Genomic DNA, 21,524 nt, shown 5'->3' with positions numbered 1-21,524 from the left:
TCAGTCGTCTTCGTTGTCGCCGAAGTCGGGGCGGACGCCCAGGGCCGCCATGACCTCGTCGTTGGAGGTGCCTGCGGCGACCATCGGCCACACCTGGGCGTCCTCGTGGACGATGAAGTCGACCACGACCGGGCGGTCGTTGATCGCGTTCGCCTTGGCGATGACCGCGTCCAGCTCCTCCGGCGACTCGCAGCGCATCGCGACACAGCCCATGGCCTCGGAGAGCTTCACGAAGTCCGGGACGCGCGTGCCGCCGCTGGGGCCGTCCGCCGTCTCCTGGCCCGAGTGCAGCACGGTGTTCGAGTAGCGCTGGTTGTAAAAGAGGGCCTGCCACTGGCGGACCATGCCCAGCGCGCCGTTGTTGATGATCGCGACCTTGATCGGGATGTTGTTGAGCGCGCAGGTGGTCAGTTCCTGGTTGGTCATCTGGAAGCAGCCGTCGCCGTCGATCGCCCAGACCGTACGGTCGGGCCGGCCGGCCTTGGCGCCCATGGCGGCCGGGACGGCGTATCCCATGGTCCCGGCGCCGCCCGAGTTCAGCCAGGTGGCGGGCTTCTCGTACTCGATGAAGTGCGCGGCCCACATCTGGTGCTGGCCGACGCCCGCCGCGTAGATGGTGTCCTCCGGCGCGAGCTGCCCGATCCGCTGGATGACCTGCTGCGGGGAGAGGCTGCCGTCCTCGGGCTGGTCGTAGCCGAGAGGATAGGTCTCGCGCCAGCGGTTGAGATCCGTCCACCAGGCGCTGTAGTCCCCGACCCGTCCTTCGGTGTGCTCGGCCTGGACCGCCTGGACCAGATCGGCGAGGACCTCACGCGCGTCACCGACGATCGGCACATCGGCGGCGCGGTTCTTGCCGATCTCGGCCGGGTCGATATCGGCGTGGACGATCTTGGCGTACGGCGCGAAGCTGTCCAGCTTGCCGGTGACACGGTCGTCGAAGCGGGCGCCGAGGGCGACGATCAGATCGGCCTTCTGGAGCGCGGTGACGGCGGTGACCGAACCGTGCATACCCGGCATTCCCACATGCAGCGGGTGGCTGTCGGGAAAGGAGCCCAGCGCCATCAGGGTGGTGGTCACGGGCGCGCCGGTCAGCTCGGCGAGGACCTTCAGCTCGGCGGTCGCGCCGGCCTTCATGACTCCGCCGCCGACATAGAGGACCGGCCGCTTGGCCTGGGTGATCAGCTTGGCGGCCTCACGGATCTGCTTGGCGTGCGGCTTGGTCACCGGGCGGTAGCCGGGCAGATCGTGGGTGGGCGGCCAGGAGAAGGTCGTACGGGCCTGGAGCGCGTCCTTGGCGATATCGACCAGCACCGGTCCCGGGCGGCCGGTGGAGGCGATGTGGAAGGCCTCCGCGATGATGCGCGGGATGTCCTCGGCCTTGGTGACAAGGAAGTTGTGCTTGGTGATCGGCATGGTGATGCCGCAGATGTCCGCCTCCTGGAAGGCGTCCGTACCGATGGCCTTGCTGGCCACCTGGCCGGTGATCGCGACCAGCGGCACGGAGTCCATGTGCGCGTCGGCGATCGGTGTGACCAGATTGGTGGCACCGGGGCCCGAAGTGGCCATGCAGACACCGACCTTGCCGGTGGCCTGCGCGTAACCGGTGGCCGCGTGGCCCGCTCCCTGCTCATGGCGGACCAGGACGTGCCGGACCCGGGTGGAGTCCATCATCGGGTCGTAGGCGGGAAGGATCGCGCCGCCGGGGATGCCGAATACCGTGTCGGCGCCCACTTCCTCAAGCGCACGGATGAGGGACTGCGCTCCCGTGACGTGCTCGACGGGGGCGGACGACGATCCGCCGTTACGGGCCCGCGGCTGCGGATGGTGGGCCCCGGTGGCCTGCTCGGTCATCGGCATTCTCTTCTCGAAGCTGAGGGTTTTTGCGAGGTTTGTGGTGTGCCGGTGCAACAAAAAACCCCTCGTGCCGTGAGGCAAGCGAGGGGAGCGCGTCGGTGCGGACTGCAGAGCGGATAACCGGACTCTGCTTCAACCGACGCGCTGTCCAAGTACGAGAATTCGGGTGCGCATGGCAGAGACAATCCCTCCGGCGCGCCCCGACTGTCAAGCGGGTGGGACGGGAGTCTCATTATTTGAGCGGATCGAGCGGGCGCGGAATCCGGTCGGAGACCGGCTGACGAGGCTGTCTGACCGGCAGTGAGCCTCCGGTCAGAACGGGCAGTACGGCACCGCCGCCGGGCAGTGCGTACGCGCCGCCCACCAGGGCCCGGCGCAGCCGGTACTCGTCGAGCGGCCCGGAGAAGGCCATGCCCTGGCCATGGGTGCATCCCATGGCGCGCAGCGCGAGCACCTGCTCCGGTACGTCCAGACCGTCGGCCACCGACTGCATGCCCAGATCGCCGGCGATCCGCAGCAGTCCCGCGGTGATCTTGTGCAGCCGGGCGGACTCCACGACGCCCTCCACCAGACCGCGGTCCAGCTTCAGTACGTCGACGGGAAGCCTGCGCAGCGCGTTTATCGCCGCGTAGCCGCTGCCGAAGCCGTCGAGCGCGATCCGTACGCCGAGCCGGCGCAGCGCGACGAGTCGGTGCTCCAGCTCGTCCAGGGAGGCGCGCGGATCGGTGTCGGCCAGTTCGATCACCAGGGCGCCGGAGGGCAGACCGTGGCGCGTCAGCAGGGCCTCGATGGAGCCGAGCGGCATGGACCGGTCGAGCAGTCTGCGGGCCGGGAGCCGGACCGCCACGGGTACGGCATGGCCCGTCCTGGCGCGTTCGGCGGCCTGTGCGACGGCTTCTTCGAGCAGCCAGCGGCCGAGTTCGGCGGTGCGGTCGCTGTCGTCGGCGACGCGCAGGAATTCGGCCGGAGTGAAGAGGATGCCCTGGGCCGAGCGCCAGCGGGCCTGGGCGGCCACGGAGGAGACGCGGCCGGTGGCGAGATGCACCACCGGCTGGTGGAGCAGCGCGAACTCGCCGTCGTGGAGCGCGGAGCGCAGCCGGGCGGCCAGCTCCGTCCTGCGCACGACATCGGCCTGCATCTGCGGCGCGTACAGCTCGACGCGGTCCTTGCCGCCCGCCTTGGCGCGGTACATGGCGAGATCGGCGTTGCGCATCAGATCCGTGGGCGTTATGCCCGGTTCGGCGAAGGCGACACCGATGGACGCGGCGACCCGGACATCGTTGCCGTCGATGCGGTACGGCTGGGAGAGCTTGAGCCGGAGCCGGTCGGCGATCTCATGGACCTGGTACTCCCGGGCGCGCTGGTCGCCGCCGCTGCCGTCGCCGAGGACGATCGCCGCGAATTCGTCGCCGCCGAGCCGGGCGGCGGTGTCCCCGGCCCGTACCGAGTCCTGGAGCCGCTGTGCGGCGAGGATCAGCAGCTCGTCCCCGGCCTGATGGCCCAGCCGGTCGTTGACGCCCTTGAAGCCGTCGAGGTCGATGAAGAGCACGGCGGTGCCGGGATCGGTCGTACGGCGGCCGGAGAGGGCCTGGCGCACGCGCTCGGTGAACAGGGCCCGGTTGGGCAGATCGGTCAGCGGGTCGTGCTCGGCGTTGTGCTGCAACTGCGCCTGTAGACGCACCCGTTCGGTGACATCCCGGCTGTTGAAGATCAGCCCGCCCTGGTGGCGGTTGACGGTGGACTCCACATTGAGCCACTCTCCGGCGCCGGACCTGAAGCGGCATTCGATCCGGGTGGTGGGCTCCTCGGAGGGCGGAGCGGCCAGAAACCGCCGCACTTCGTGGACGACCCGGCCGAGATCGTCCGGGTGGATGATCGAGGCCAGCTCGGCGCCGACCAGATCCTCGGCCTCACGTCCGTACACACCCGAGGCGGCGGGGCTGACATAGCGCAGTATGCCGGAGGGCGCGGCGATCATGATCACATCGCTGGATCCCTGGACCAGGGAGCGGAAGTGGTTCTCCGTCTGGGCCAGTTCATGGGTGAGCGCGATGTTGTCGACGAGCATGATGCCCTGGCGTACGACCAGGGCGAGCACGACCGTACAGCCGGTGAGGACCACCACCCGGTCGACCTGGCGGCCCTCGATGACGTTGTAGAGGATCCCGAGGGTGCAGACGGCCGCGGCGAGATACGGCGTGATCGCGGCCAGGGAGCCCGCGATCGGATGGCCGGAAGGACGGCTGTGCCGACTCTGGCGCGGATGCGGGACACTCTCGGGAGCCCGGCGCACGCCCCAGGGCGCGTACGCGAGGAGCAGCGAGCCGGCGAACCAGCCGGCGTCCAGGAGCTGGCCGGAGCGATAGGTCTCGCGCAGGAGCGGCGAGGTGAACAGGGCGTCGCACAGGACCGTCAGGGCGAGTGCGGCGATCGCGGTGTTCACCGCGGAGCGGCTGCCGGTGGCCCGCCGGAAGTGCAGGGCCAGGACCATGCTGACCAGAACGATGTCGAGCAGTGGATAGGCCAGGGAGAGCGCGGCCTGGGTGACGCTCTCGCCTCTGACCTGTGTGGTGCGCGCGAGGGCCAGGCTCCAGGAGAGCGTGAGCAGCGAGCCGCCGATCAGCCAGGAGTCCAGCGCGAGACAGACCCAGCCGGCCCTGCTGACCGGTCGTTTGGCGAGGACGAGCAGGCCCACGATGGCGGGCGGCGCGAAGCAGAGGAAGAAGAGATCGGCGAGGGAGGGACTGGGCACGGGCTCGTCCAGGATCACTTCGTACCAGCCCCAGACCGCGTTCCCGCCGGAGGCCATCGCCGAGGAGAACGAGAACAGCAGCCATGCCGGGCGGAAGGGGCCGCGTCGGACGCGTGCGTAGCAGAAGCAGGAGACGGCGGCGATCATGGCGGCGAGACTCAGCCCGAAATCGCCCATGAAAAGGGCCAGTCTCTCCGAGCCCCAGCCGAGCGCGGCCCCGGTCGCGTACCCTCCGCAGATCAGCGCGAGGAGAAGCTGGGCGAGCAGCCCTGTGCCGCTGCCGGGAACCGACCGCCGGCCGAGGACCATGCCCTCGGCGCTCACCGGATCGCTCCTGAAGTCTTCGCTGTCACCGCCGCCGGGGCCGGCGTGCGCACCGGGATGTCCGGAGGTCGCCGCCGGCGTCCCTGCCGCGTCGGATCGTTGGTCCATTGGCCGTACATCGCCCGTCGCCCCCCTCGGATTCTGATCGCTCCGCCGTGCCGCCCCAGGCGTGGCGCGGCCCCCAGATCGGGACGATACACCAGTCTCGTCACTCAGGGACATAGTTCTTCTACTCTCCGTGACGACCAGGGCGGATGTCAGCCACGAGGGTGTCCGGGCGGCTGCGGAGAGTGGCCGAGGACCGGCGGGCGCCGGACTACGGGATTCCGCCGGCGGGACAGGACCTGGCCGGACAGGGCCTAGTGCCGCGACCGGCAATGTTTGCCCGTCGAGGAGCGGCGTCCGGTGCGTGTGATCGCAAGGCGGCCGAAAGCCCTTGTAGCGGAGCTACCTGGGGTTTTGGCCAACGCGGCGAGCGCGCGTGCTGGGCGTCGCGACGGGGCAAACGTTGTCGGGAGGGGCACTAGGACGGCCGTCCGGTGACGAGGACGGTGTTGAGCGGCTCCTGCCCGGTGGCGAACCGGGTGAGCTGCTCGGCCAGCAGACGTCTGGCGCGCGGCAGGAATGCCGAGGTCGATCCTCCGACGTGGGGGCTGATGAGGACACCCGGAGCATGCCAGAGCGGATGGCCCGCCGGGAGTGGTTCCGGATCGGTGACATCGAGAGCGGCCGTGATCCTTCCGCTCTCCGCCTCCGCGAGCAGCGCCTTGGTGTCGACGACCGGGCCGCGCGCGACGTTCACCAGGAGCGCGCCGTCCTTCATCCGGGCCAGGAACTCGGCTCCCACCAGGCCTTTTGTGGTCCCGGTGAGCGGCGTCGAGAGGATCACGACATCGGCGTCGGGGAGAAGCGCGGGCAGCTCGGTGAACGCGTGCACCGGACCGCGCTCCGTAGTGCGTGCGGAGCGCGCGACGCGCGACACCCGCGCGCACTCGAAGGGCGCGAGCCGGTCCTCGATGGCGGCGCCGATCGACCCGTATCCGATGATCAGTACGGACTTGTCGGCGAGCGCGGGATAGAAGCCCGACCGCCACTCCTCCCGCTCCTGGCCCCGGACGAAGCCGGGAATGCCGCGCAGGGAGGCGAGGATCAGGGCGAGTGTGAGTTCGGCGGTACTGGCCTCGTGGACGCCCTTGGCGTTGCAGAGCCGGACTCCGGCGGGCAGCGAGCCGAGCCCGGGCGTCACATGGTCGATGCCCGCCGAGAGCGTCTGTACGACGCGTACCGATGTCATCGCGGAGAGCGGCCGTATGGCGATCTCCATGCCCTTCATGTACGGGACGACGTAGAAGGCGCAGTCGGCCGGATCGGCGGGAAAGTCCTGGGTGCCGTCCCAGAAGCGGAGGTCGAGCCCCGCGGGAAGCCCTTCGATCTCCTCGGCCGGAAACGGGATCCAAACGTCTGAAGTCATGGTCAGGAGGCTATGCGAAGCATGTCGGAGCGATGCGGTTAGCTTGAGGACTGCACAGGGAGGGGTACGGCGTTGGAGCGCAGGACAATCGGTGCGGCGGCGCTGGAAGTGGGAGCGGTCGGGCTCGGCTGTATGCCGATGCACTGGGCCTACACCGGCTCGCAGCAGCGCGGCGACCGTTCGCTCCGTACGGTCCACGCGGCGCTCGACGCCGGTACGACCCTGCTCGACACGGCCGACATGTACGGGCCGTTCACCAATGAGCTGCTGCTGGGACGGGTGCTCGGCCAGCGGCGGGCGGATGCCTTCGTCTCGACCAAGTGCGGGCTGCTCGTGGGCGATCAGCACATCGTCGCCAACGGCAGTCCCGGCTATGTACGGCGGGCCTGCGACGCCTCGCTGCGGCGGCTCCAGACCGATGTGATCGATCTGTACCAGTTGCACCGCGCGGACCCGGAGATCCCGGTCGAGGAGACCTGGGGCGCGATGGCGGAGCTGGTGGGCGCCGGGAAGGTACGGGCGCTCGGGCTCTGCGCGGTGGGCGCGCGTGCGTCCCGGCGCAGATCCGGCGCGCATCTGCACGAGGCGACGATCCGGCAGTTGGAGCGGGTGCAGCAGGTCTTTCCGGTGAGCGCGGTGGAGGCGGAGCTGTCGGTGTGGTCGCCGGAGGCGCTGGAGCGGCTGCTGCCGTGGTGCGAGGCGCGCGGCATCGGTTTTCTGGCGGCGATGCCGCTGGGCAACGGCTTTCTGACCGGCACGCTCACTCCTGGTCAGGGATTCGAACCGGACGATCTGCGGGCGCGGCATCCGCGGTTCACGGCGGAGATGATGGCCGCGAACCAGCCGCTGGTGGCCGGGTTGCGGCGGATCGCGGAGCGGCACGGCGCGACTCCGGCGCAGGTGGCGCTGGCGTGGGTGCTGGGCCGAGGGCGCCATGTGGTGCCGCTGCCGGGGACGAAGCGGGAGCGGTGGGCGGTGGAGAACGCGCGCGCGGCGGAGGTGGAGCTGACGGCGCGGGATCTGACGGAGATCGCGGCGCTGCCGCCGGCCCGGGGCTCATGGGACTGAGGTCCCGCGGAACGGCGGGCGGACGGGTGCGCGGGCGGGTGCGCGGACGGCCGGTGATTGGCCGGATCCGTATGTTCGCCGACGTATGCGCCGTCGGTGGGAACCTCAGCGTGGGCAGCGGTGTATGAACAGTGGAAACGCCGTCGTCGAAGGGATCGGAACCATGCGTCGTTCAGCAGTGACGGCTTTGTGGGCCACTGCGGCTCTTGTCGTGGTCACCGGATGCTCCTCCGGCGGTGACGGGTCCGTTCCCGGTGCTGTGCGGACCGCGTCGAGTCCGGCCGCCTCGCCCGAGGGCGGCGCGCCGAGCCCGTCGGCCGCGCCCGCGAAGGGCTCGGTGAAGGTGGTGTCGACCTTGACCGAGGGACTCAATTCGCCCTGGGGGCTGGCCGCTCTGCCCGACGGCGATCTGCTGGTCTCCTCGCGCGACGAAGGCACGATCACCCGTGTCGACGCGGAGAACGGCAAGAAGACCTTGGTCTCCACGGTGCCCGGGGTCTCCGCCTCGGGCGAGGGCGGGCTGCTCGGGATCGCCCTCTCCCCCACCTACGGCGCGGACCATCTTGTGTACGCGTACTTCACCACCGAATCGGACAACCGCATCGCCCGGATGCTCTACGACGAGAAGAAGCCCGTCGGGCAGCAGATGGGCGCGCCCGACACGGTGCTCCGCGGTATCCCGAAGGGCACCATTCACAACGGCGGACGGATCGCCTTCGGCCCGGACAAGATGCTGTACGCGGGCACGGGCGAGACGGGCGACGGACAGCTCGCCCAGGACCGGAAATCGCTGGCCGGCAAGATCCTCAGGATGACTCCGGACGGACAGCCCGTGCATGGAAATCCCGAGGCGGATTCGGTCGTCTATTCCTATGGTCACCGCAATGTGGAAGGTCTGGCCTGGGACTCCGGAAAACGGCTCTGGGCCTCGGAGTTCGGCCAGGACAAGTGGGACGAGCTGAATCTGATCGAGCCCGGGAAGAATTACGGCTGGCCGGACGTCGAGGGAAAGTCCGACAGGCCGGGCCTGGTGAATCCGGTCGCGGAGTGGCCGCCGAGCGAGGCGTCACCCAGCGGTATCGCCTTCGCGGAGGGCTCCATCTGGCTGGCGACACTGCGCGGTGAGCGGCTGTGGCGCGCTCCACTGGCCGGACGGGAATTGGCGGCACCGCCCGAGGCGTTCCTCGAAGGAAAGTACGGCCGCCTGCGCACGGTGCTTTCGGTGGGCGGCGGCAAGGTGTGGCTGGTGACCAACAATACGGACGGCCGTGGCACACCGAGGCCGGGCGACGACAGGATCCTCCAACTGGAGGTCGCGTAGCGGTATTTGCCGTGAGGACGGTGAGCAGTCTGTGTTCAATATGATCGAGGAGATCTTCGCTCCGGGCCGCAAGCACACCGACGACGAGCAGAAGCGGCTGGAGGTCAGCCGGGTGGATGTCGATGACAACGATCCGGGCCGGGGCCCGATAGATCTGGCCTCCGGAAAGGTCACGATACGAGTCCCGGCGCCGGCCGAGGACTGACCGAGACACCGAGGACCGGCTGATTCCTGACCGAGTCCTGACTGAGTTCTGCCTGCGTTCCGGCTCAGGAGTGCAGGGACGCGTCCGCCTGGTCGGGGAAGAGCTGGAGGCGGTGGGAGAGAGCCGCCGCTTCCGTGCGGCCCGAGACACCCAGTTTGGCCAGGATGTTGGAGACATGGACGCTCGCGGTCTTGGGCGAGATGTACAGCTCCTCGGCTATCCGGCGGTTGCTGTGACCGGCGGCGACAAGACGCAGGACATCCTGCTCCCGAGGCGTCAGCCCGAGTGACCGGGCGGCGTCCGGGCCGGGCTCGGTGAGGGCTCCGCGCTCCGTAGCACCGTCGGAGGCAGCAGAGAGGCTGATACGGGCGCGGCCCGCGACAAGCGCGATGTCCTCCGCGAGAGGCCGCGCGCCGAGCCGCCGAGCCGTGGTGTGGGCCAGGACGAGCAGATCGGCGGCTTCCGCGCGGTCCGCGTGGGCGTCCAGCAGGGCGGAGGCGCGGCGCAGCCGGGCGAGGGCCAGCTCATAGGGACGCCCGGTCTCCTCGAAGGCCGCGATGACACGTGCCCAGTGCTCCGGTGTCCCGGTGCCCGCCGCGCGGGCCAGCTCGGCGTCCAGCAGGAGACCGTACGCCCGCCAGACCGGCACCAGTGTGGGCAGCCGCTTGGCAAGGGAGCGTACGGTCGCGAGCACGGCCGCCCGGCCCGCCTCGCTGCCGGGCAGCCCTCTGGCGTCCGCCTCCATCGCCGCCGCGACGCACAGCAGCGGCAGCGCGTACCGCTGGGTGCCCGGCGGGAAGCCTTGCTCCGCGATCCGCTCGAACTCCGCTCTGGCATCGGCCAGTGCGCCGCGCCGTGCGGCGATGGTCATCATCAGCCGGGCTGGTGTGATGAAGTGCTGCGGCTGCGGATCATGTGTGCCCATGAGGGCCCGAGTCAGTTCGACCTGGCGCCGGGCCTCGTCGAAGTCACCACGGGTGAGGGCCAGCTCCGCCCGGCGTACGGCGACGACTCCGCGTGCTGTGTGGGCGTGGGCGAGCCCGTCCGCGATGTCGAGAGTGGCGTCCGCCTCGGACCAGCGGCCCAGCGAGTAGAGGGACTGGGCCTGGTTGCCACGGACCCACGCCTCCGTGTCGGCGAGACCGCGCCGATGCGTGACGGCGATGCCCCAGTCAGCCGTCGCCACCGCCTCCTCGGAGCGGCCCATGCTCTCCAGCGTGGACGGCAGATTGATGCTGGCGCGGCTCAGGACACCGGCCGCGCCCAGTTCGTCGGCGCGGTCGCGCACCTCGTACATCTCGGCTATGCCCTCCTCGACACCACCGGCGTCGGCGGTGAGCCAGCCTCGGGTCAGCCGGGCGTGCAGTTCGGTGTGTTCCGCGCCGACGAGCCGGGCGTACTCCACGGCGCGGTTGGCGGCGACCAGGCTGTCCGGTCCCGGCCGGTGCAGGGCGCCCCACGCGGCGACGCTGGAGAGGACCTCCGCGTGCACGGCGGACGGCTGGAGTCCTCGTACGAGCTCCTGGGCGGTGGCCAGTTCCTGCCAGCCGTCGCCGCGTGTGAGTTCCTGCATCATCTTGGAGCGCTGGATCCAGAACCACGCGGCGCGCAGCGGATCCTTCTCGTTGTCCTCGCCGTCCAGGGCCCGGACGGCCTTCTTGGCTATCGCATAGGCGCGCTCGCGCTCACCGCCGAGCCGGGCGGCGACCGTCGCCTCCGCCATCAGGTCCAGATAGGTCAGCGGCGCGGGATCGCGCCCGCAGAGCGGATAGACCTCGGTATCGGCGTCGTCCGGTGGCCGCAGCATGCCGCGCACGCTGCCCGGAGCGTCGTCCCACAGCTCCATGGCCCGTTCGAGCAGCCTCAGTTGCTCGGAGTAGGCATAACGCTGCCGTGCCTCCACGGAGGCCCGCAGAACCGCGGGAAGGGCCTTGGCGACCTCATGCGCGTGATACCAGTGGCTGGCCAGCCGGGTGGTGCGCTCATCGGCCCGTACGAGCGAGGGATCGGCCTCCAGCACCTCGGCGTAGCGGCGGTTGAGCCGGGACCGCTCACCCGGGAGCAGATCGTCGCTGACCGCCTCGCGGACCAGGGAGTGCCGGAAGCGGTACCCGTCGCCGTCCGCCGTGGGCAGCAGGATATTGGCGCCGACGGCGGCCCTCAGCGCCTCGATCAGATCGTCCTCGGTGAGCCGGCCGACGGCCAGCAGCAGCGGATACTCCACGGTGGTGCCGCCCTCGGCGACGATCCTGGCGACGCGCTGCGCGTCCTCGGGCAGCGCCTCGACCCGTACGAGCAGCAGATCGCGCAGCGAGTCGCTCAGCCCGGTGCCGCCGCAGCCGGTCCCGATCGAACAGGCCAGCTCCTCCACGAAGAAGGCGTTGCCGTCGGAGCGTTCGAAGATCTGGTCCAGCAGGGCCGGATCCGGTTCGGCCGCGAGGATGCCGGTGAGCTGGCGCCGTACCTCGGCGCGGGTGAAGCGGGAGAGCTCGATGCGCCGTACGGACCGCAGCCGGTCCAGCTCGGCCAGCAGCGGACGGAGCGGATGGCGGCGGTGGATGTCGTCGGCGCGGTAGGTGGCGAGCACGACGAGCCGGCCGCGGCGCAGCGCGCGGAAGAGATAGGCGAGGAGATGGCGGGTGGAGGCGTCCGCCCAGTGCAGATCCTCCAGGACGAGCACGACCGTACGGTCGGCCGCCAGCCGCTCCAGCAGCCGCGCGGTGAGCTCGAAGAGCCTGGCCGTGCCGTCCTCGCCCAGCGCGCCGCGGTCGGACTGTCCGAGCTCCGGCAGGATCCTGGCCAGCTCGGCCTCCTGGCCCTCGGCCGCGGCGGCCAGTTCGTCGGGCAACTGGCGGCGCAGGGAGCGCAGGGCGGTGGAGAAGGGCGCGAACGGCAGCCCGTCCGCGCCGATCTCGACGCATCCGCCGACCGCGACGACGGCCTTCCGCTCGCAGGCGAGCTGAAGCAGCTCCTCCACGAGCCGGGTCTTGCCGACGCCGGCCTCACCGGCGATGAGCAGCGCCTGCGGCTCGCCCGCGGTGGCGCGGGCGAGCGCTTGGGTGAGCGCGGTCAGTTCGCCGGCCCTGCCGACGAACACCGGGCTGAGGGACCTGGTCTCCACGTGCCCGAGCATCGCACAGGCCTCTGACAACGCGGCACTCGTTATCGGGGCGCCCGTGCCGGAGGCGCTCGTCATCGCGGCGCGCACGGACGGGTACCCGGCCGAGGCGCCCGTCATCGGAACACGCACGGCGTCATGCCGCGCGGACGAACCGGCTGCCGGGCCTCTTGTCCCGTTCCTCGCCCGCGTCCTTGGCGGCCCTGCGGGCCTGGCGGCGCGCCTCGCGGCCCGCCTCACGGACCTCGCGTACGAGCCGCTGGTTCTCGGCCCTGCGGATCAGCTCGGCGGTGTGGATCTTCTGGAGTTCGTACTCGAACATCGGGCTCCCCCTGGTGCGAAAGTGTTCCGGCGTCTTGTGGACGTCTCCACCTTCGTCTCCCAGGGGGTACCGGCACATCGGGAGAGTTCCGCATCCTGGCGGGGCCCCGGGCCTTAGAAAGAGGACCGGGGAGTATTAAGGGGCCTCAGAAGAGATGAGGTACGGACTAGGCGCGCGGCTCAGCCGGCGGGAGCGGGAGCAGGAGCGGGAGGGGCCGGCAGGGCCGCGAAGAGGTCGAAGTACATCCCGACGGAGACGAGCAGTCCGAGCAGTCCGAGAACGGCTCCGGCCATGGCGAAGGGCCGTACCCAGCCGGCCCGCTGAGGCAGGAGCAGCACGATCGCACCGATGACCAGCGCCAGCAGGGCCACCACACCGTTGGCCGCGGCCGTGGCGTGCCAGGCATCGCCGTAACCCTCGGAGATCTGCTGTTCCGGGGTGGCGGACTGGCCGAGCGTGATCTGTCCGATGAGTGCCTCGCGCTCGGAGATGACCCGGCCGGTCCAGGTGCCGGTCAGGGCGATGATGCCGAGGCAGACCGCCAGGACGGACGCGGCGGCGGCACCGAGACCGGACGGACGGCGCTCGTCGGCGGCGGCGTCGTCATCGTCCAGATCCTCGTCGTCGTCCAGGTCGTGGACGCCCTCCGGATCGTCGGATTCGCCGTCGGCGGCGGTGTCGGGACCGGCCTGGGAGTCGGCCTTGAGGAGGGACGGGCCCTCGGCCTCCGAGGCGGAGTCGGATATCGCCTCGGTCGCCTTGGCGGTGGAGGCCTCGGCCGTCTCCGGCTCGGGGGTCTTTGTCTCGGGGGTGGGGTTCATAACCCGCACGCTAGGGGCCTCGTCTGAGAACTTCCTGAGAACGGCGGAACGTCCCCGAACGAGGGAGTTCCACCGTTCCCGCACACCGCGTCCCGTACGGAAAGCACGGGCGCTCGACCAGCTCAGACCGCGTCGGCGGCCTTCTGTTCGCGCCACTCGGGCGCCAGGACCGACCAGACCTCGGTGTCCCGCCGTACGCCGTCGAAGAGATAGTTCTCGCGCAGCACGCCCTCCCGCGTCATACCGAGCCGCCGCGCGACCTTGATGCTCGGCTCGTTGGCCGTCGACACCTGCCACTCCACCCGGTGGATCCCACGCTTCTCGACCGCCCAGTCGATCAGCACGCGCGCGGCGCGCGTGACCAGCCCGCGTCCCGTCGCGGCGGGCTCCAGCCAGCAGCCGACCTCGCAGTTGCCCGCCTTGGCGTCGAAGACCCGGAAGAGCACACCACCGACCAGCGTGGAGCCGAGCCGGATCCCGTAGAGCCGTCCGCTGTCGGCGGCCTGCTTCTCCGCGTACGAGGTGAGCAGCGCCCGGGCCGACGCCAGATCCGCGGCGGCCCGGGCGAGCATGATGTGCCGATCGACCAGGTCCCTGGCCCGGTCCATATGGGCGACGAACTCCTCGGCCTGCCACGGCTCCAGTGGCCGCAGCTCCGCCTCGTCACCCAGTGATATCGCGAACATCGGGTCCTCCTTGTGCGCTTCGTACCGTACGAGCCTTCGTACCGTACGGGCGCGCTCAGCCGGAGACGCTCGGACGTCCGTTCTCGATGTGTCCCATGAGACGGCGGCGGAAGCGCACTCCGGTGTCAGCGGCTCCGCCATGCATGGACGGCTCCGCGGTGATCTCGACGTCGTACCAGCCGTGCGCGTCGGCCGCCGAGTGCACGACATTACGGCTGCGGCCCGGCTTGACCGTGATCCGGCGGGTCCAGCCGTGCAGATCGGCCTCGTCGACATAGCCCAGAGGCCGCACGGTGAAAGTGACCGGCAGCTCACCCTTGTTGCGCAGAGTGAGCTGGAGATCGCGGTCATGGTGGTCGACGGCGGAGGAGACCTCCGCGCCGAGGCCGGTCACCGGACCGGCGAACTCGCGGCGGAAGCCGTTCGGTCCGGTGATGGTGAAGCGGTACCCGTCACCGTTCAGCCCGGTAAGGGGCACCGTCCATTGCCCTGTGCCCCTTACATCCCGGTGCTGCGGGATCGCGAACTCACCGGCGTACGGATAGAGCGCGAAGTGCGCGCTCGCGCGGCCGGTGTTGCTGAGCGCGACGGTGAACGTCCGCCCGTCCGCGTCGAGATGGCCGTACGCGTCGGTCTGGTACGGCAGCGGTCGGGCCGGACGCACGCCCGGCTCCTGTACGGGCATCCGCTGCCGGTCCGGCGGTACGGGCAGCCAGCGGCCGGTGAACGGCGGTATCGCGCCCGGCTGTTCCACCTCGGGCTGGGTCCGGCCGCGCTGGAAGTCGAAGGCGGAGGTCAGATCGCCGGTGACATTGCGCCGCCACGCGGTGATGTTGGGCTCGTCCACTCCGGTCCACTTCTCCAGGAAGCGGATGACCGAGGTGTGGTCGAAGACCTGCGAGCAGACATGACCGCCGACGGTCCAGGGCGAGACGACCAGCAGCGGGACACGCATCCCGAGTCCGGTCGGCCGTCCCTGCCAGCGCTCGGCGGAGCCGGTGGGCCCTTCCGCGGGCGGTACGGGCGGCGGCACATGGTCGAAGAAGCCGTCGTTCTCGTCGTAGTTGATCAGTACGACGGTGTGCCGCCAGACATCGGGATGGGCGCCGAGCGCGTCGAGCACCTGGTAGACGAGGGTGGCGCTGGCGATCGGCGACGAGGAGCCGGGATGCTCGGAGTCGATCGCGGACGGCACCAGATACGACACCTCGGGCAGTGTCCCGGCGGCCACGTCCGCACGGAACCGCTCGGCCAGAGTGCCGCTCTCGACGCGCCGCAGCCCGCGCTCGAACAGCGACCGCTCCTCCTCGGGCAGCAGGGCGACGCCCTCGTCCAGCGCGGCGAGCAGCCGCGCGCGCTCGGCGGCGTCGTCCGTGTCGCGCACGGCGGCGTAGAAGGCCTCCATGTAGGTGAAGCCGGCCGCGCCCGGCAGTCCGGGCAGTGCACGTGCCTTGGTGAGCGCCTTGCGGGCGATGTCCTTGAAGGTGGTGAAGAACTCGATGTTGTTGTCGGTGAAGTTCTCCCACTCCGTGTACGTCTGCCAGCTCCGGCCTGCCCGTTCGAGCCGCTCGGCATAGGTCGGCCACGGATAGCCCGGGTGGGTGTCCTCCTCGTACGCGTCATTGCCCACGGCCCGCCGTCCGTCGGCCTCGTAGCCGGTCCAGCCGCTCCAGAGATGGTTGCGGTTGGGGCTCGTCGAGGTGTGGACGGACGAGTGGTACGCGTCGCAGACCGTGAACGTGTCCGCCAGCTCGTAGTGCAGCGGGATGTCACGCCGGTCGTAGTAGGCCATGGTGGCGGCGGTCTTGGCGGAGACCCAGCGGTCCATCCAGCCGTTGTTCCAGGCCTTGGCCCCGCCGTCCCAGGAGTGGTCGAGGGCGTCGATGTACTGGAGGTCCTTGTGCTGTGTCGCCGCCGCGTCCCGTACGGGGAACGGCAGGACGGCGGCCGACGGGCCGGGCTGTTCGAAGACGGGTCTGCCGGAGGGCAGTTCCACCGCGTTGCGGTCACCGAAGCCGCGTACGCCGCGCAGTGTGCCGAAGTAGTGGTCGAACGAGCGGTTCTCCTGCATCAGGATGACCACGTGCTTGATCGCCCGCATTCCGCCGGCGGCGGGCTCCGCCGCGAGGGCGGTCCGCAGGGACGGCGGCAGGACGGACCCGACCGCCGCCGCACCGAGGGCTCCTGTGCCGAGGGTGACCATTCTTCTCCGCGATATCTCCGGTGACATGCGACCGGACGGTAATGAGAGCGAATGGCAGAGAAGAGTCCCAGGTGCGACTACGAGGTGAACGTCCCCGGGAGCCGACACGGTGGCATCGAGGCGGTTCAAAGGGCGGGGCCAGGGTGACTCCCGGGACGGCGACGAGGCAGGTCCGAGGCAGGTCCGAGGCGGCTTTGGGGCAGGTCAGCCGGCGCACCGGGACCGGTCAGCCGGGCGCACCCGGGCGGATCAGCCGGCCCACCGAGACGACCACCGCATGGCGTCTGGCGGCGATCTCGGCGGCGCCCGTCAGTTCGCCGATCGGCTCGGGAGTGCCCTCGGCCCAGGTGCCCGCCAGCGCCACGAGCAGCGACAGCAGCAGATGAGGCTGCAGCCCGGCGTCGACCTTGCCCTCGCCCTGGGCCGCGGCCAGGGCCCGCAGCTTGGCGCTGTTGGCCTTCTCCGCGACCGGCAGCAGGACTCCGCTGCGCTCCAGGCTGTGCCAGCGGCTCAGCCGCATGAGATGCGGGTGCGCGTAGTGGAAGTCGAAGAGCGCGCCCGCGTATCCGGGCAGATCGTCGGCGTCGAACGGCGCCGCTTCGAGGATCTCCTGGACGGCGGCCTCGTACACCGCGTCGAAGAGCTGTTCCTTGCTCCCGAAGTGCACATAGATCAGGTTTTTGTTGTAGCCGGCCGCGGCGGCGATGCGGTCGACGCGCGCGCCGGCGATGCCGTACGCGGCGAACTCGTCGGTCGCGGCGCGCAGCAGGCTGCTCTTGGTGGTTCGGGAGTCTCTGGCCACGCCCTCATCGTAGTCAGCGCCATGGGCGGCGGAACCGCTCGATCACCGTGTGCGGCAGCAAGTAACTGACCGTATGGTTACTTTCTTATAGGACGATTGACCTGCGAATTATTCACCACAGCCACCTCTTGCGCCTCTGCGAATGCCGACCTACAGTGAAGTAACTGGATGGTCAGTTACTTCATGGAAAGGCTCCACCATGTCACAGGTCTGGTTCATCACCGGCAGCTCGCGCGGTCTGGGCCGCGCCATCGCCGAGGCCGCTCTCGCCGCGGGCCATCGGGTTGTGGCGACGGCGCGCAAGCCCGACCAGCTCGACGATCTCGTCCATACCTACGGCGAGCAGGTGCGCGCCGTGGCGCTCGATGTCACCGACGCTGACGCCGCGCGCGCGGCGGTGAAGGGCGCGGTCGAGACCTTCGGGCGGCTGGACGTCGTCGTCAACAACGCCGGATACGGCGACATGGCGGCCATCGAGGACGTCACCGACGCCGATTTCCGCGCCCAGATCGACACCAACTTCTACGGCGTCTACTACGTCACCAAGGCGGCCGTACCGATCCTGCGCGAGCAGGGATCCGGGCATATCGTCCAGATCTCGTCCAGCGGCGGCCGGATGACCACTCCCGGCCTCGGTGCCTATCAGAGCGCCAAGTGGGCGGTGGCCGGCTTCTCCGAGGTGCTCTCCCGCGAACTGGCGCCGCTGGGTGTACGGGTCACCGTCATCGAGCCGGGCGGTCTGCGCACCGACTGGGCCGGATCGTCCATGACGATTCCCGAGATCAGCGAGCCGTACCGGCAGACGGTCGGCCCGATGGCCGAGATGGTGCGCTCCATGAACGGCCGGCAGACGGGCGATCCGGCCAAGGCGGCGCAGGTCATACTCGGTCTGCCGGATCTGGACGAGCCTCCGGTCCATCTGCTGCTGGGCAGCGACGCGTACCGGTATGTGACGGACTCCGACCGGGCCCGTACCGAAACCGACGCGAAGTGGCGCGAGCTGACCGAGTCGATCGACTACGACTCCACCAGCTGACCGGGCTCCTGACGGGCCCGCACACCGTCGGCCGGGATGACGGACCTGGTTACGGCCACACCAGCAGCACCGGGCACTCCGCGTGGTCGACCACGAAGCGGGTGGCGCGGCCGAGGCTGTGCGGTCCCGGGTGGCCGCGCTCGCCGTCCCGCGCGCAGATCAGCAGAGCCGCGTCCGCCGCGGCGCGCACGACCTCGTGCTCCGCGCGGCCATGGTGGTCGAGCAGTTCACAGGGCCGTCCGAGCCGGTGCGCGGCGGCCTCCAGCAGATCGGCCGCCGCCGTGCCCGACAGTGCTTCGAGACGGGCGCCGGGATCGCGCTCGGGCCGGTGGCCTCGGCCGAGGAGCCCTTCGTAGGCATGGTGCGCGGCGGCGGCGACCTCGTCGTCACTGACATGGAGCAGGACGACCGCGTCGTGCGGTGCGCGCTCGCGGGCCGCGTCCACACAGGCGGGCCAGGTGGATTCGGTGATCCAGACGAGAACGGTCCCTTTCGGATCCGTTCCGGGCGGACCGGTCCCGGTCTCCGACGGACCGGTCTCCGGGGAATCGGGCATCGGTACGGTCACGGCGTCAGCCTCCGACACGGGCTCATCGGCACGGGCTCGGCCGACATGGAGTCAGCCTTGGATCACTTGCAGCGTGCCCCACAGTGCCACGGTCGAAGCGACGAGCGCGGCAGGCACGGTCAGCAGCCCGAGCCGGGTGAAGTGCCCCAACTCCGGCTCGGTGGCGTGCTCGTGGAGGACGCGGCGCCACAGCAGAGTGGCCAGTGATCCGACGTAGGTCAGATTGGGCCCCAGGTTGACGCCGATCAGCGCGGCGAGCACCGGTCCCGGTCCGGCGGGCGCGACGACCGGCAGCAGCGCCAGGATCGCGGGCAGATTGTTGATCACATTGGCCAGTACGGCGGCGATCGCGGCGATCGCCAGCAGTGAGGGCAGCGACGAGCCGTCCGGCAGCAGCCGGTCGATCCCGGTGTCAAGACCGTTGTCGACCACCGCCTTGACGACCACGCCGAGCGCGAGGACGAAGAGACAGAACAGCGGTGACGCGGCCCGGACCAGCCCGGCCACCGTCGTACGGCGCTGCCGCAGCGCACGGACGGCGAGCACGGCCGCACCGGCGACGGCGGCCCACAGCGGTTCGATCCCGGCGAACGACGTCACCACGAATCCGGCCAGCGTCAACGCCAGTACCACCAGCGTGAACACCGGCACCTCGCGCGGCTCGTCCGTCCTCGGCGCATGCGCGCCGGCGGCCAGATCGGCGGCGAAAAAGCGTCGGAAGACGACGTACTCGACGGCGATCGCGGCCAGCCACGGCAGTGCCATCAGCGCGGCGAACCGGGTGAAGGAGAGTCCGCTGGCGGTGAAGGCCAGCAGATTGGTGAGATTGGAGACCGGCAGCAGCAGCGACGCGGAGTTCGCGAGATGCGTACAGGCGTAGACATGCGGCAGCGGGCGGGCGCCGACGCGGGCCGCGGTCGCAAAGACCACCGGAGTGAGCAGGACGACCGTGGCGTCCAGACTGAGCACGGCGGTGATCACGGCGGCGACCGCGAACACTCCGCCCAGCAGCCGCCGCGGCCGGCCGCCGCAGGCCCGTGCCACCAGATCGCCGGCCGCGGTGAACAGCCCTTCCTGGTCGCAGAGCTGAGCCAGCACCAGCACCGCCGCGAGAAACACCACCACGGGCAGCAGCGTGCGCGTCTGCTCACCGGCGTCCTGCGGCGAGACCGCACCGAAGGCGACGACCAGCAGCGCGGCGGGTACGGCGGCGACGGCCTCGGGCCAGCCGCGTGGCCGTACGACGGCGAACGCCAGCACGGCGAGCAGCAGACCGATCGAGAGTGCCTCGGCGGCGACGGTGTTCAGGCTGACGCTCCGGATTCCGTGCGAGGTTCATTCCGGGGGACGTTCAAGGGCGGCGCACCGGTCGATGCGCCGCCCCCATGACGCACGGACGAGCCTGACGTACGGACGAGCCGAAGCAGGCCCACGACGCCCGGCTCCTCCGCGCCCTTGCCTGTTACTCCGCCGGGGCGAGCCGCTCAAGGATCAGCTCGCGCACACGCGCCGCGTCGGCCTGGCCGCGCGTGGCCTTCATGACGGCGCCCACCAGCGCGCCCGCCGCGGCGACCTTGCCGGCCCGGATCTTGTCGGCGACAGCCGCGTTGGCCGTGATGGCCTCGTCCACGGCCGCACCGAGCGCGCTGTCGTCGGAGACGACCTTCAGACCGCGCTTCTCCACGACGGTGTCCGGATCGCCCTCGCCCGCGAGCACGCCCTCGATCACCTGACGGGCCAGCTTGTCGTTCAGATCGCCGGACGCCACGAGCGCGCCGACCCGGGCGACCTGCTCCGGAGTGATGGGCAGCTCGTCCAGCGGACGGCCCGACTCGTTGGCGTGCCGGGCCAGCTCGCCCATCCACCACTTACGGGCCTGGTCGGCCGGAGCACCCGCGTCCGTCGTGGCCACGATCAGATCGATCGCGCCCGCGTTGAGGATCGACTGCATGTCGTGCTCGGAGACGTCCCACTCCTCGCGCAGCCGGTTGCGGCGCACGCGCGGCAGCTCGGGCAGTCCGCGGCGCAGCTCCTCGACCCACTCACGGGAGGGCGCCACCGGCACGAGGTCGGGCTCCGGGAAGTACCGGTAGTCCTCGGCCTCCTCCTTCACCCGTCCCGAGGCGGTGGAACCGTCCTCCTCGTGGAAGTGCCTGGTCTCCTGGATGATCGTGCCACCGGAGTTCAGCACCGCGGCATGGCGCTGGATCTCGAAGCGCGCGGCGCGCTCGACGCTGCGCAGCGAGTTCACGTTCTTCGTCTCGGAGCGCGTACCGAACTTCTCGCGTCCGTGCGGGCGCAGCGAGAGGTTCACATCGCACCGCATCTGGCCCATCTCCATACGGGCCTCGGAGACACCGAGCGCCTTGATCAGCTCGCGCAGCTCGGCGACATACGCCTTGGCGACCTCCGGAGCACGCTCGCCGGCGCCCTGGATGGGCTTGGTGACGATCTCGATCAGCGGGATTCCGGCGCGGTTGTAGTCGAGCAGCGAGTGCGAGGCGCCGTGGATCCGGCCGGTGGCACCGCCGACATGCGTCGACTTGCCGGTGTCCTCCTCCATATGGGCGCGCTCGATCTCCACCCGGAAGATCTCGCCGTCCTCCAGCTGGACGTCCAGATAGCCGTTGAAGGCGATCGGCTCGTCGTACTGGGAGGTCTGGAAGTTCTTCGGCATGTCCGGATAGAAGTAGTTCTTCCGGGCGAAGCGGCACCACTCGGCGATCTCGCAGTTGAGCGCGAGACCGATCTTGATCGCCGACTCGACACCGATCGCGTTGACGACCGGCAGCGATCCCGGCAGGCCCAGACAGGTCGGGCAGGTCTGCGAGTTGGGCGCGGCGCCCAGCTCGGTCGAGCAGCCGCAGAACATCTTGGTCTTCGTGCCGAGCTCGACATGGACCTCCAGGCCCATGACGGGGTCGTACGTCGCGAGGGCGTCCTCGTACGACACGAGTTCAATGACGGTCACAG

The 21,524-nt window shown here is 70.2% G+C and carries 16 protein-coding genes; 4 read left to right on the top strand and 12 right to left on the bottom strand.

Features of this window, described 5'->3' with window-relative positions; all coding sequences use genetic code 11:
- The 3 genes from ACFV6H_RS02250 to ACFV6H_RS02240 all read right to left on the bottom strand — a co-directional run bounded on the left by ACFV6H_RS02250 (nt 1) and on the right by ACFV6H_RS02240 (nt 6,401).
- A complete protein-coding gene (locus ACFV6H_RS02250; protein WP_384790547.1) occupies nt 1–1,851 on the bottom strand; it encodes an acetolactate synthase large subunit in 1,851 nt (616 codons plus the stop codon).
- Between the two features lie 235 nt (nt 1,852–2,086).
- Complete coding sequence (locus ACFV6H_RS02245; RefSeq protein WP_384976252.1) at nt 2,087–4,915, bottom strand: putative bifunctional diguanylate cyclase/phosphodiesterase; 2,829 nt, start codon at nt 4,913–4,915, stop codon at nt 2,087–2,089.
- A 538-nt stretch (nt 4,916–5,453) separates the two neighbouring features.
- A complete protein-coding gene (locus ACFV6H_RS02240) occupies nt 5,454–6,401 on the bottom strand; it encodes a 2-hydroxyacid dehydrogenase (RefSeq protein ID WP_385537525.1) in 948 nt (315 codons plus the stop codon).
- A 72-nt stretch (nt 6,402–6,473) separates the two neighbouring features.
- On the opposite strand from ACFV6H_RS02240, the gene ACFV6H_RS02235 reads away from it, so the two are divergent.
- The 3 genes from ACFV6H_RS02235 to ACFV6H_RS02225 all read left to right on the top strand — a co-directional run bounded on the left by ACFV6H_RS02235 (nt 6,474) and on the right by ACFV6H_RS02225 (nt 8,995).
- On the top strand, nt 6,474–7,469 hold the full coding sequence (locus ACFV6H_RS02235; RefSeq protein WP_385537521.1) for an aldo/keto reductase: 996 nt from the start codon (nt 6,474–6,476) through the stop codon (nt 7,467–7,469).
- A 163-nt stretch (nt 7,470–7,632) separates the two neighbouring features.
- Complete coding sequence (locus ACFV6H_RS02230) at nt 7,633–8,790, top strand: PQQ-dependent sugar dehydrogenase (RefSeq protein ID WP_385537518.1); 1,158 nt, start codon at nt 7,633–7,635, stop codon at nt 8,788–8,790.
- A gap of 40 nt (nt 8,791–8,830) precedes the next feature.
- Nucleotides 8,831–8,995 (top strand): DUF6191 domain-containing protein, encoded by a 165-nt coding sequence (locus tag ACFV6H_RS02225; RefSeq protein WP_237539716.1) that lies wholly within the window; start codon nt 8,831–8,833, stop codon nt 8,993–8,995.
- Between the two features lie 64 nt (nt 8,996–9,059).
- Here ACFV6H_RS02225 and ACFV6H_RS02220 read toward each other — a convergent pair whose 3' ends face one another.
- The 6 genes from ACFV6H_RS02220 to ACFV6H_RS02195 form a co-directional block, all read right to left on the bottom strand.
- Nucleotides 9,060–12,128, bottom strand: a complete 3,069-nt coding sequence (locus ACFV6H_RS02220; protein ID WP_385537515.1) for an AAA family ATPase — start codon at nt 12,126–12,128, stop codon at nt 9,060–9,062.
- A gap of 121 nt (nt 12,129–12,249) precedes the next feature.
- Nucleotides 12,250–12,435, bottom strand: coding sequence for a hypothetical protein (locus ACFV6H_RS02215; RefSeq protein ID WP_384790534.1), 186 nt, complete (start codon nt 12,433–12,435; stop codon nt 12,250–12,252).
- A 179-nt stretch (nt 12,436–12,614) separates the two neighbouring features.
- A complete protein-coding gene (locus ACFV6H_RS02210; RefSeq protein WP_385537512.1) occupies nt 12,615–13,256 on the bottom strand; it encodes a hypothetical protein in 642 nt (213 codons plus the stop codon).
- A gap of 122 nt (nt 13,257–13,378) precedes the next feature.
- Entirely contained in the window at nt 13,379–13,942 is a 564-nt protein-coding gene (locus ACFV6H_RS02205; protein WP_385537508.1) for a GNAT family N-acetyltransferase, read from the bottom strand.
- Nucleotides 13,943–13,997: 55 nt separating this feature from the next.
- Nucleotides 13,998–16,172, bottom strand: a complete 2,175-nt coding sequence (locus tag ACFV6H_RS02200; RefSeq protein WP_385537504.1) for a phosphocholine-specific phospholipase C — start codon at nt 16,170–16,172, stop codon at nt 13,998–14,000.
- Between the two features lie 199 nt (nt 16,173–16,371).
- Nucleotides 16,372–16,947 carry a TetR family transcriptional regulator gene (locus ACFV6H_RS02195; RefSeq protein WP_385537501.1) on the bottom strand — a complete coding sequence of 192 codons (576 nt, stop codon included), beginning with the start codon at nt 16,945–16,947 and terminating at the stop codon, nt 16,372–16,374.
- Between the two features lie 199 nt (nt 16,948–17,146).
- Between ACFV6H_RS02195 and ACFV6H_RS02190 the strand changes: the two genes are divergently transcribed.
- A complete protein-coding gene (locus tag ACFV6H_RS02190; RefSeq protein WP_385537498.1) occupies nt 17,147–17,983 on the top strand; it encodes an oxidoreductase in 837 nt (278 codons plus the stop codon).
- Between the two features lie 49 nt (nt 17,984–18,032).
- On the opposite strand, the gene ACFV6H_RS02185 is transcribed toward ACFV6H_RS02190, so the two are convergent.
- The 3 genes from ACFV6H_RS02185 to gatB all read right to left on the bottom strand — a co-directional run bounded on the left by ACFV6H_RS02185 (nt 18,033) and on the right by gatB (nt 21,522).
- Nucleotides 18,033–18,569, bottom strand: coding sequence for a universal stress protein (locus ACFV6H_RS02185; protein WP_385537495.1), 537 nt, complete (start codon nt 18,567–18,569; stop codon nt 18,033–18,035).
- 33 nt (nt 18,570–18,602) lie between these two features.
- A complete protein-coding gene (locus tag ACFV6H_RS02180) occupies nt 18,603–19,859 on the bottom strand; it encodes an SLC13 family permease (RefSeq protein WP_385537924.1) in 1,257 nt (418 codons plus the stop codon).
- Nucleotides 19,860–20,013: 154 nt separating this feature from the next.
- Nucleotides 20,014–21,522: an Asp-tRNA(Asn)/Glu-tRNA(Gln) amidotransferase subunit GatB gene (gatB, locus tag ACFV6H_RS02175; RefSeq protein ID WP_384790514.1), complete on the bottom strand. Its 1,509-nt coding sequence runs from the start codon at nt 21,520–21,522 to the stop codon at nt 20,014–20,016.
- Between the last annotated feature and the right edge of the window lie 2 nt (nt 21,523–21,524).

Origin of the sequence: Streptomyces sp. NPDC059743 (assembly GCF_042732975.1) — a bacterium.
Classification (GTDB): Bacteria; Actinomycetota; Actinomycetes; order Streptomycetales; family Streptomycetaceae; genus Streptomyces.
This window is presented reverse-complemented; position numbering and strand designations above follow the sequence as displayed.